Consider the following 11,374-nt stretch of genomic DNA (forward strand, 5'->3'; position numbering starts at 1 on the left):
CCCCGGAGTAGGGCCCCAACGACCAGAGGGGGACGTGAGTATCTACTTGGGTAAACACCCGTTGAGGTGGGCTACGTAGGTGGTACCTGCAAGAAGAACACAAAATCTGCCCATAGTCTCCGCAGCCGGCGCAGCGGCGAGGAATGAGCAGATCCATGTCAGTCAGCGACTACCGGCGCCGAGCGCAGGCCTTGCAGTCCGGTCACCTCTCGCCAAAAGGTGCTGTCACTCCCCGAGATCGGCATCTGCCGAACTGCCAGTGCGTCGGTGAGATAGATAGTGGAAGAGGAAGTCTCTACCGTCACGACTGGGGCACTGATATTCCCAGAGGGCAACGATGTCACGGCAGACCCGTCTTGTTCGACTCGCCAAATGGGAGTTTCCGGCGAAGACGTGCCCACCACCAATGAACCATCAGGCTGCCAGTCCAGCGCCAATGCGGTTCCCTCCAGCTGCGAGGCCAGCTCACGAACATTGACGATGCGCCATTCTGCCGGAGCGGGACGACTAACAACGCCGGCGTAGACCCGACCGTCGATAATCATGGCCACTCGGGCCCCAGTCTGAGAAAGTCGGAGCACGGAAATAGTCCCATCGATGTCTACGAGTGAACTCGTATCAACCTCAGAACTAGCGTATTCACCAGAGGCTTCTGCACGGATAACCCGGACAACTGATTCACCATCAGCAACCACCCATTGCGCAGAGGGATCTAGTTCGAAGGTCGGTTGTGAGAGAGTATCCGCTCGTAGTGACTCAGAAAGATCGGATTCTAGAGTTCCAGTCAGCAACACCGACTCATCATCTTGAGATTGCACCGCTCCGACTTCGCCTTCGGCTGCGATATTTACCGATGTGATATTGCCGATGCTGCCTAGCTCTCCATCTACGGGTTCGACCGTATTGGAGCCCACTCGGTGGACGATGCCATTAGTAAGAGCAAACAGGGTGGACGAGGTAGATGGGTTAATTTGAGGGTTGAAATCAGCAAAATCATCAGTAGTCAGCTCCCCATAACCAGGCAATAATGGGGCCCCGTCTACCTCCACGGCATAGGGCTCAGGAACGTTCGCAGCCGCCAATGTCCACACCAGCTGCGCACCAAATTCAAGCCGCTCGTCAGGATCCAAGTCAGCAAAACCGGTGAATTGATAGACCCCGTCTGTCACCCCTGCGAAAGTAGCTTCCGAGGAGACCACTTCGGTGACCGCTGGCGCGAGCAGGTCCGAGGGGCCATCCATCATCAGGGTGATCAATTCAGCGTCCAATGACTGATGACCCGTATAGATCCATCGCCGGTCTCCAACGAGAACGCTCTTGGTCGAATCAAAGAAAAATACCCGATGCGGTTGAAACTGGTTACGCAACTCGGTCTGCTCTATGACAACGCCGTCAGGCAAGGAAGTAATTCGCCACTCCCCGCCATCGTCTAATTCCATTTCAATGGTGGCCTCGTAGGTCCCATTTTCTGGTTCATAAGCGCCGCCTGTGGCAATGAGGCCGATGACGTTACCCCCAACATCAAGAGAACGCTGCTGAGAGGTGGAACCCGCCTGCGTATTGAGATCGATGCGATCGACCACCAATGTTGATTCCCCTGGATTCCATTGCTCCGCTGCCTCTGGGGACAGATAAGCTCTAGCCTCTTGGAAATCCTGAGTGGGCTGAGAAGATGCAGTGTAGAAATCTCGCAGAAGTAGGTCCGGCTCTCGGCCTGGCTCTGGCCCAGAGGCCGCAGTGTCTGGCACCGATTGTTCAAAGGACCGCAATGCCTGCGGTTCGGTATCTGTCGGTAGAGATGTGCACGAGCCCAAAAGACCCACTACAGCAATGCTCGCGATAAGAGTGCGCATGATTCTCATGTCGTCGGAGCCTCCAAGTCCAATGGGCTACTGAGGTAGATCACTCCAGGCTCACGGGGCAAGGTAAGCCGGAATTGTGAACCCACTCCCAAGCTACCTGCGGCCTCTAATTGACCACCATGCAACTCAACGTCTTCTCGAGCAATAGCCAATCCCAGACCAGTTCCGCCGGAATGTCGCTTACGGGAAGCATCTGCTCTCCAGAACCGGTTGAATACCAACTCTTCCTGGCCTTGGCGCAATCCCACACCATGATCAGTCACCGTGATTGCGACAGCATCCTCGGCTGCCGCCATCTCGATAACAACTGGATTGCCCTCAGAATGATCGATCGCATTGGCTAAGAGATTGCGCAGAACGCGTTCAATGCGCCGAGAATCACCGATCATGTAGACCGGCTCATCAGGGGTGTCGAACCGGATCTCGACGTCGAGTTCCTTAGCTAGATGCTCGACTGCTTGCCAAGAATTTCGGACACAAGAACCCAGATCAATCCGAGTCTCGGAAAGGTCGGCGACGCCAGCATCATGTCGAGAAATCTCCAATAGATCCCCGAGCAGCTCTTCGAAACGGTCCAGCTCTCGGACCATCAATTCGGAAGCTCGCCGAGTATGTGGTGCGAGGCTATCCGGGTCCGCGGCAATCAAATCTGCGGCCATGCGCACGGTGGTCAACGGAGTACGCAACTCATGTGAAACATCAGAGGTAAATTGCCGCTGCAGATCCCCATATTCTTCAAGCTGGTGGATCTGGCTAGAGAGTTTCTCGGCCATGTCATTGAAGCTCAGAGCCAGACGTGCCATTTCGTCTTCGCCGTCGACCACCATGCGTTCTCGTAGGTGCCCTGCGGCCAGCCGTTGGGCGATCCTAGCGGCAGAACGAACTGGTGCGGTGACCTGTTGGGTAGCCAGCCAAGCAATACCAACCAACAAGACAACCACGACTACTCCGGCAGCTGAGAGCAAGCCCCGTACCAAAGCTAGAGTCGATTCCTCGGCCTCCATCGACAACACCAGATAGACCTGCAGATTTGGGATATCAGTATCCGTAGGGGTGCCGATGACCAGAGCATTATATGTGCTTCCATCCGCGCGGTCGATCGTGGCGAATTGATAGGAGACTTGACCTTCGCCGACAAAGCGGCGGAGTCTCTCGGGGATTCGATAGCCTTCCGGGGAAGTAGTAACCGAACCGTCTTGCCCTTCGACCACGATGACCGGCTCATAAACCGCGGCTACTTCAGATGCTTGCGTACTTCTTTGTGTCAATGAGGCACGAGCGGAGTTAATGCGCACCTGAAGAGTCGTTGAGGTTCCGGTTGCATCAATCTGTTGTTCTACCGTCGCTCGCGCCCGATCGATCTCTGAGGTAGCAATGTCGAGTTTGCTATCGACCAGCCGTGAGGTGACCACCGAAATCAGTGTCATACCCAAAATGAACATGACGACCGCGGAGGCGACGAAAATCAGACCAATGACTCGGATTTGGAGGGAGGTACGCCACATCTCCGAGATTCGGTCAGGAATCCTTCTGGTTTGAGCGATAAGGGAAGGCAGAGTCTATTCCCCCAGGCCTGTCTTATAGCCCACCCCGCGGACGGTGAGGACGATCTGCGGGTTCTCCGGATCCTTCTCGATTTTGGCGCGTAGCCGCTGCACGTGCACGTTGACCAACCGAGTATCTGAGGCATGCCGATAGCCCCACACAGATTCCAGCAGTGCCTCTCGGGTGTGGACATGGCGAGGTTTGCGCGCCAACTCCAACAACAAATCAAACTCAAGCGGGGTCAGCGGGATCTCTTCATGTCCGCGCTTGACGGTGTGCTCAGGCACATCAATGCTCAAGTCACCGACCTCGATGATCTCTGAAGGCGCGTCATCGGTACGGCGCAAGCGAGCTCGAATACGCGCGATGAGCTCTTTGGGCTTAAAAGGCTTCGTGATGTAGTCATCTGCACCAGTTTCCAATCCCAAAACCACATCCACGGTGTCAGTCTTGGCCGTGAGCATGACGATCGGCAGCGAGGATTCAAGTCGAATGGCCCGACAAATATCCACGCCATTCATCCCGGGGAGCATGAGGTCTAACAGGATCAAATCCGGCTGGTGCTCCTGAAAAGCGGATACTGCTTCGTTGCCGTCCATGACTGTGATGGGCTCGAAGCCTTCGGTTTCTAGGACCAGCGCGAGCATGTCCGAGATGGAAGGGTCGTCATCGACAACGAGAATCTTGGCAGCCATTGGTTCCTCAGCTCTCTTTGGTGATTTCTTGCAGGATAACGCCCGGATCATCTGTGATGAGCCACCGACCCGCCCAGTTGGACTGAGCCAGGCGCTGATAGGCCAGATATGTGCGCTCTTGAAGGTCGGCGTCGCGTTCGTAGCGGTCGCGCTCACGCTCATGATTGAGCTCGGCACGATGAATCGCGCGTTGCGACGCCGTGCTTGGCGGGGTGTCTAACAAAACCTGCAGGTCTGGCTTAGGCAGCCCCAACCGGCCAAATTCTAAGTCATAGACCCAATCGACTACCGCATCACCGTGCAGACGGGCCGCGGAATAAGCGGCATTCGAGGCGACGTATCGATCAAGCAGAATGACAGTGTCGGAGTCGACGTACTGCTCTAATTGCTCTTTGGCGCCATGCCGATCAAGAGCAAACAAGGTTGCCATGGCGTAGGCAGAATCAGTGAGGTCGCCCATTCGGCCATGCAAGGCCTCAGCTGCGAGCTGAGCGTGAACAGATTCTCCATAGCGCGGAAAACCTAGAACATCCGCGTCGAGTTCTTCTTTGAGAGCTCTGACGAGTGTGTTCTTACCCGCACCATCGATCCCCTCGATCGAAATAATCATGATTCGGCGTCGAGAAAATAGACCGAGTTGGACGTTTGAATCCATACCGGTGCATGATCACAGAATCGAGAGCCTGTTGGCTGCTCCATACTCAAGGAAATCTCCTGCCACTGCCGTTTAAAGAACTTCCCACAACCCTAGCTTGAGGATAAGAATTGACTGCCAGCCAGCTGAACTAGGCAAGTGCCTCCGAGAACACCTCGACGTCTTCGTGCTCTTCCACCGACTCCAACAGCTCAGCGGCGGTGGCATTGAGGTCTTCATCTCCGGAACCAATCAATTCCCGAATAAACGGATGCTCATCTGCGACCTGAGCAGCGGAATAGGGTGCTCCTGCCCAGATTGCGGCGATGGTGGCAGCAGCCAAGCCATTAAGGCGTTCTGTCTCAGTAACCGTCGCCTGTTTAAGGACGAGCAAACATGCATCTTGGACTGCCTCAACGACCTCTTCCGGATCGAGTTCATTGAGCTCGTCTAGGAAGTCAAGGTTGTCTTCCTCCGCAAAAATGGCGACGTCCCATGTGCGCATGGCCTATTTTCCTTTCTTCGTGATGACTATCAATAATTCTGCAGGGTCGTGGAATGCTGATACTTCTGCTAGGTTGTTACCAAGTTGTTATCAAGGCAGTGCGGAAGGATAAGGATCCAGGTTGAAACCCGATCAACGGCGCGTTTATCTGTTTATCGCCATCGGCCTCATCACCGCAGTTTTTGTCGGCGTCGGAGTCTGGCGTTTAAGCTCTCCGCCCACTCCATCCTTCTCTGATACTGCCACGCAATCGTTGGGAGTTCCTGCACTTTCCGGGACGGCTCTGACGACCACCCTCAATCCGTTGAGCCCGACGTCGTCTTCGAACGTCGAGGGACAGAACTCCCGGCCGCTGGCGACGCCCCAAGCCGATGATCCATACTTGGCGCCCAATGCAGTCATCTCCCCGACTGCCTCGGCGAGCACTCCAACGTCAGTGTTTCAACCAGAGAATATTATTCCTTCCCGCACCACCAGTAATCAACCTCCCACGGTGCCCCCGAACATAGTCTCAATGACCACAGCGCCCTCAGCGACTCCAGAGCCCCCAGAGACCATCATCACAGAGACTTCAACCTCAGAGACTTCAACCTCAGAGACTGTGACCTCAGAGACCACCCCGGAGCCGACTGACACCACTGCCCCGACGTCTACTTCTACAAATCCGACTACGTCTCCAGCAGAAGAGTCCAGTACCCCCGCTTCGACCACGACCGAGGTCCCTGCTCCTGGGCCAACCTTCACCAGCACTACCGTGGCCGAGGAACCTACTCCAACCGAATCCATGACCTCGGTTGCTGAACCCACGTCCGATGAGTCTTCCCCCGAATCCACGGGACTCAGTGACGCTGAGATAACCCCTCTGGCACCGAGGCTAGAACCGCAACCTTTGGACTAGTACCGAGAAAGGCTCTCATCACGGTTGGTCAGTGCAGAAATATCGCGCCAAGGTAGGGGCCGGTAGTTTCTGAGTTCCTAGTCCACGCTCGGTGTTATCCGCGTCAGACGAAGACGAGAAATACTTCGCCGGCGTCCTCTGTCGAAGCAACGACTGCCGGATCGTGCGCAGGGATCCACGCTGCTTCCCCTGGCGTCAGATCCATATCTCCAAGGCGAACGGTGCCCGCGGTGCATAGTGCAACGGCGGGACCGTCATGCTCAATGCTCCAGGAGTGCTCAGCTTCAAGTTCTCGACGAATCAGACGAAACTCCGAGGTAGGAACCTGGTACTCACCCTCTACAGGATGTACCCGCGGGTCGGCTAAGGAACAAAAATTGAGCACCTTAACCAATTCAGGAACGTCCACGTACTTGGAAGTCAGTCCGCCACGGAGCACATTGTCAGAATTGGCCATGACCTCTACTCCCATTCCGCGCACATAAGCATGAAGCTGACCGGCATCAAGATAAATCGCTTCACCTGGGTTCAGAGTGATGTGATTGAGTAATAGCGCGCCGAGCACACCGATATCACCGGGATAGCGTTCTTGTAATTCCAGCACTGTCTTGAGCACTCCGGAGATCCAGTCACCACGATCGAGCTGATCTTTAGCAGCCTCAACCACCGCATCAATGAGCTCAACCCGAGCAGCCACCGGAATAGTAATCCACGTGGTGAACAACCCCCGCAGACTATTGGTTTCCGAAGATGGATCCAGAATCGTTAAATAGCGATCTAGTTGCGGGCACGACAGTGCGCTAAAAAGCTCTCTGGTGCGTTCGATCGGCCGGAATCCCGCCATGGCGTTGAATTCGGTGAGCGCGACAATCAACTCCGGCTTGTGGCTCGGATCTCGGTAGTTTCGATGCCCAGCATTAATGAGGATCCCGAGGGAATTTTCCCTCTCGAATCCTTCTCGTGCTTGTTCCTCGGAAGGGTGAGCTTGTAAAGAAAGCGGCTCAGCGGCAGCGAGCAGCTTGAGCAAAAAGGGCAATTGCGCACCAAATTGCGCAGTCACTCGTTCTCCCAGTGCCGCATCGGGATCTTCCGCGATGACATCGGTCAACGGACGCCCCTCGACGGTAGAAGGCGATGTGGGATGTGCTCCAAACCAGAGTTCTGCCTCTGGATTCGCGGAGGGCACTGGCAAGCCACGCAAGCCAGGAATAAGGGTGCGCGAGCCCCAAGGGTAGGCACGGGGCAACCCGGTCAATCGCTGCATTTAGTAGTCCTCCACTGGTGCATCAGGAAGATCGAAGGTGGTCGCGGCAAAACCGCGAGTAATAAGTCTGAGGGCGCCTGCTACGGGGCCAATATCCGGCGTCTCGCAATCGACGGCCAGCGTATGCGGCATAGCGGCTGTTACATCGGACGATTCCGCCCAAACGATGGTCTTTAACGGTATCAGGGTGACCGGACCATCCAAGAATGGGTCATGAAAGATGTCTTCTGGGTCCACCCGCTGTTCAGACATCACCAATTCATCCATGGGGATAGCTCCTGATGGCAGACCTCTCAAGGTCCACATCACCGAAACAAGCTCAGCGACTGCCATCCCAATTTTACTCGGCCCGGTGTGGACCAATCGGGCTCCTTCTGCGAACTCTCGAAGTACCCTGCCTGGGTTAACCACCGAATTGCGTTCAGGAGATAGTTGCTCAAGCTCAGTGTCGACGATCGCGGCAAACGCCTCGAGTCGCTGGCGCACCAAATCTGAATCCTCCTCTAGTAGATCAAGGACCGTGCTAATCACGGTGACCGCGCGGGCCGGAGAAGCACCCAGAGCAGAAGGCAGCGCGGGGATAACGACGGTGTCAGTTGGGGCGTCATCCACCAGCGGTCCGCGGGCAGGGCCAGCTAGGACGCTAAAAGCGCCGCGTCGAGAAGCAATATTTAACGCATTGAATCCCGCGGGATCCTCCGCCCGATCGCTGACAACGACAACTACATCCAGCGCACCCACATAGCCGGGGAGCACGTCAGTGATCACAACTGCTAATCGCAGCGGGCTCCGCATTCGGACCACGAATCGTGCGGATGCCAAGGAAAGCGCATCTGTCGCAACAATGATCAGACTACGGGGAGATAGTCCATGTAGATCCGCACACTGATCAAGGACGCCGCTGATCGCACGAATCTGTGCCCCTTCGTGCGCGACATCGTAGAAAGACACAGCTTCCCGGTCATAGCCGGAACCGTCCATATAGCTTGAATCCATGACCACTACGATAGTGGCCTATCAAAAGTAAGGTCAGGAACGGATAACGCCGAGAATCTCAGCGACCAGCTCAGCGACTTCTTCGCTGGTAGGTGCCTCGACATTCAAGCGCAACAACGGTTCAGTATTAGACGCCCGCACGTTGAACCAGGCGTTGGTGCCTTTGAGCTCCACGGTGACCCCGTCAAGGTGGTCGATTGACTCAATCCGATCTGCGAAGGCATCGAGAACTGCCTGAGTGCTAGCCGCCTGATCATCGACGGTCGAGTTAATCTCGCCGGAGGCCTCATACCGATTGTAAATGGCCATCATCTCGCTCATCGTTGCTTCTTGGGCGCCCAATGCTGCCAAGACGTGCATAGCCGCGAGGATGCCCGAGTCCGCATTGAAGAACTCAGTGAAGTAGTAGTGCGCGGAGTGCTCCCCACCAAAGACCGCCCCGGATTCTGCCATCTGCGCTTTGATGAACGAATGCCCCACTCGGGTACGAACTGCAGTGCCACCGTTTTCGGCAATAATCTCGGGAACCGTTTTAGAGGTAATGAGATTGTGGATGACTGTCGCCCCTGGGTTAGTGACCAGGTAGCGCTCTGCGACGATCGCACAAATCGCCGAGGGGCTGACCGGATCGCCCTTTTCATCGACGACGAAGCACCGATCGGCGTCACCATCAAAGGCCAGACCGATATCCGCTCCCTGCTCGACAGTGAAGCGCTGCAGATCCACCAGGTTCTTGGGATCGAGAGGGTTGGCTTCGTGGTTGGGGAAGGTTCCATCCAGCTCGAAGTAGAGCGGACGGATATCGAGCGGGAGGTCGCGGAACGCCTCGGGGACGGTATGCCCACCCATACCGTTGGCAGCATCAACGGCGACTACTAGCGGCCGGATCCCAGAAAGATCAACCAGCTGCCGTAAATAAGCGCCATAATCAGCCAGGATATCGCGAGAAGAGACCTTCCCAGTGACGCCGTCGTAGGGTTCAACGCCTGAGACCATGAGATCGATAATCTCGGCCAACCCAGTGTCTTGGCCGACTGGACGTGCGCCGGAGCGGCACATCTTGATGCCGTTGTATTCAGCCGGGTTATGCGAAGCGGTAAACATCGCACCGGCACAGTCCAAGGTGCCGGAGGCAAAGTAGAGCTCGTCAGTCGAGTTCAGCCCCAGCATCACCACATCAAGCCCTTGGGCCGTCACTCCCTCAGCAAAGGCTTCAGCCAACGCAGGAGAAGAAGGTCGCATGTCGTAGCCGATAGCTACTTGGTTCTCGCCTTCCGCCCTTAACAAGGAGGCGAAAGACGCCCCCACATCCCGAATGAAATTGGCGTCAATATCGCGGCCAACGACGCCACGGACGTCGTATGCCTTGATTACGGAAGTCACTGATTCACGGGTACGCATGGGTTTGGGCCGCTTTCTATTCGCTCGGTAGACAACTCATAAGTGCCCAGATCTTAGCGGGGCGACTAATCCTAAGATCTTACTCTGGACGCACGTGCATCAGCCGTCGAGATCCTCATCATTATCTTCGTTGGACCTGACCACACGTAGATGAGAACGTCGCTGCTGCCGCGCTTCAGCGATCCTTCGAGTGTTATGGACCGGATGATTAGAGGTGTTGGGATCAGCATGATCATCGGGTTCAATATTCACGGCCGAGGGGCCTTCGGATTCAACCAGCCCGCTGGTCACCCGCCCGGCTTCTCGCACTGCCTCGGCGAGCGCGGTGAGGTCTTCATCATCGTCAATATCGATGTGGTTGACTCTCAGCATCTCCCATCCGAGTGGGGCGGTTATCTTCTCAGCGTGATACTCGCAGAGATCCCAACTATGTGGTTCTGCAGCAGGCGCCAAGGGGCCAACTACTGCAGTCGATTCTGCATAGGCATACGTCATGGTGGCGACGGCAGGCTTACCGCAGCCGGGACGGGAACAACGACGAAACTGGCTCACGATAGGGAAGTCTAAACCTGTTCTTGAGATTTTGGTAGCCCACCGCGCGCCTCCGCCGCTAAAGGTCAGAGAAATCTAGGCTCAAACCATGCACACCAAGCCATTCCGCGATCGACACGGACGAGGGTTACGTGGTCCATTTTTGCCGATGGCCGCACCGCGCCACCGCAGTCGACGCGAAGCTTTCGACGTCGCGGTACTCGAGGCTTACTCCCCTATCCAGCACAGCTATCCAGAACAACTAGAAAACCTAGACCTTGCAGTAGATACCGTGCCTCGAATGCGACTACGCGCTGATATGACGGTATTGCCGGATGAGATTATCGCCGACGGCCCGATACCACTCGGAAGAGTCATTCCTGCTGGCATTGATTCAGCAGGGAGGCCGACTAGGGCCCGACTAGTTGTCTTTCGTATGCCGGTTGAACAACGCGCCACGACCATCAGGGAAAGAGAGGAGCTGTTGACTACAATTCTCACTGCTCTGGTTGCGCAATATCTTAACCTCGACCCTCAAGATATTGACCCTAGGTTCCAGTGGTGACTGCTAAATTCTCAGCCGAGCAAGCGCTTGAGGCGACGGCGTTCACGATCTGAGAGTCCGCCCCAAATTCCGAACCGCTCATCATGTTCAAGAGCGTATTCCAGACAATCATCTCGCACGGAGCAGGCCTGACAAATGCGCTTAGCTTCGCGGGTTGAGCCACCCTTTTCCGGAAAGAATGCCTCCGGGTCAGTCTGTGCACAAAGCGCTTGATCCTGCCACTCCTGTTCAACAACCCCAAAAAGGTCATCGAGAGTTAACTCCAGTGCCGACCCGGCCGCACGGCCGCTTCCGCCACGGAGAATGGCGTTCTTGTTCTCTTTGTCCACGCCTGTCCCCTTCTCCGCTTTGGACCTAGTTACTGTTCTTAAGAGATTAGACACGGATCGCTAAATATCGTCAACCCATAAACTCAGGATTTCCGTTCGGACTTGGCTTTATCCATGTCAACTTTCACATAGGTCACTTCAGTAACATG

General features: G+C 55.7%; 12 protein-coding genes. 1 reads left to right on the forward strand and 11 read right to left on the reverse strand.

Annotation, left to right across the window (positions count from 1 at the left end; all coding sequences use genetic code 11):
- Positions 1 to 158: 158 nt before the first annotated feature.
- From lpqB to C5L39_RS05480, 10 genes are all read right to left on the reverse strand, one after another.
- Positions 159 to 1,862 carry an MtrAB system accessory lipoprotein LpqB gene (gene lpqB / locus C5L39_RS05430; RefSeq protein WP_245974905.1) on the reverse strand — a complete coding sequence of 568 codons (1,704 nt, stop codon included), beginning with the start codon at positions 1,860 to 1,862 and terminating at the stop codon, positions 159 to 161.
- A complete protein-coding gene (mtrB, locus tag C5L39_RS05435; RefSeq protein WP_123047887.1) occupies positions 1,859 to 3,367 on the reverse strand; it encodes an MtrAB system histidine kinase MtrB in 1,509 nt (502 codons plus the stop codon). Before mtrB ends, lpqB begins: the two co-directional genes overlap by 4 nt.
- A 54-nt stretch (positions 3,368 to 3,421) precedes the next feature.
- On the reverse strand, positions 3,422 to 4,102 hold the full coding sequence (gene mtrA / locus C5L39_RS05440; RefSeq protein ID WP_123047888.1) for an MtrAB system response regulator MtrA: 681 nt from the start codon (positions 4,100 to 4,102) through the stop codon (positions 3,422 to 3,424).
- A gap of 7 nt (positions 4,103 to 4,109) precedes the next feature.
- The gene (locus C5L39_RS05445) at positions 4,110 to 4,712 is read right to left on the reverse strand and encodes a dTMP kinase (RefSeq protein ID WP_123048179.1); all 603 of its coding nucleotides are present in this window, start codon (positions 4,710 to 4,712) and stop codon (positions 4,110 to 4,112) included.
- Between the two features lie 175 nt (positions 4,713 to 4,887).
- Positions 4,888 to 5,241 carry a DUF4259 domain-containing protein gene (locus tag C5L39_RS05450; protein ID WP_123047889.1) on the reverse strand — a complete coding sequence of 118 codons (354 nt, stop codon included), beginning with the start codon at positions 5,239 to 5,241 and terminating at the stop codon, positions 4,888 to 4,890.
- Positions 5,242 to 5,721: 480 nt separating this feature from the next.
- On the reverse strand, positions 5,722 to 6,048 hold the full coding sequence (locus C5L39_RS05460; protein ID WP_123047891.1) for a hypothetical protein: 327 nt from the start codon (positions 6,046 to 6,048) through the stop codon (positions 5,722 to 5,724).
- A gap of 194 nt (positions 6,049 to 6,242) precedes the next feature.
- Positions 6,243 to 7,403, reverse strand: coding sequence for a mannose-6-phosphate isomerase, class I (gene manA / locus C5L39_RS05465; protein WP_123047892.1), 1,161 nt, complete (start codon positions 7,401 to 7,403; stop codon positions 6,243 to 6,245).
- Positions 7,404 to 8,399, reverse strand: a complete 996-nt coding sequence (locus C5L39_RS05470) for a hypothetical protein (RefSeq protein WP_123048180.1) — start codon at positions 8,397 to 8,399, stop codon at positions 7,404 to 7,406.
- Between the two features lie 33 nt (positions 8,400 to 8,432).
- A complete protein-coding gene (locus C5L39_RS05475) occupies positions 8,433 to 9,800 on the reverse strand; it encodes a phosphomannomutase/phosphoglucomutase (RefSeq protein WP_123047893.1) in 1,368 nt (455 codons plus the stop codon).
- Between the two features lie 99 nt (positions 9,801 to 9,899).
- Positions 9,900 to 10,352 carry a DUF3499 domain-containing protein gene (locus C5L39_RS05480; RefSeq protein WP_123047894.1) on the reverse strand — a complete coding sequence of 151 codons (453 nt, stop codon included), beginning with the start codon at positions 10,350 to 10,352 and terminating at the stop codon, positions 9,900 to 9,902.
- Between the two features lie 88 nt (positions 10,353 to 10,440).
- Between C5L39_RS05480 and C5L39_RS05485 the strand changes: the two genes are divergently transcribed.
- Positions 10,441 to 10,896, forward strand: coding sequence for a metallopeptidase family protein (locus tag C5L39_RS05485; RefSeq protein WP_123047895.1), 456 nt, complete (start codon positions 10,441 to 10,443; stop codon positions 10,894 to 10,896).
- A gap of 11 nt (positions 10,897 to 10,907) precedes the next feature.
- Here the strand turns inward: C5L39_RS05485 and C5L39_RS05490 are convergent, their stop codons facing one another.
- Positions 10,908 to 11,162: a WhiB family transcriptional regulator gene (locus C5L39_RS05490; protein ID WP_197714727.1), complete on the reverse strand. Its 255-nt coding sequence runs from the start codon at positions 11,160 to 11,162 to the stop codon at positions 10,908 to 10,910.
- Positions 11,163 to 11,374 lie beyond the last annotated feature (212 nt).

It is taken from the genome of Corynebacterium alimapuense (genome assembly GCF_003716585.1).
Classification (GTDB): domain Bacteria; phylum Actinomycetota; class Actinomycetes; order Mycobacteriales; family Mycobacteriaceae; genus Corynebacterium; species Corynebacterium alimapuense.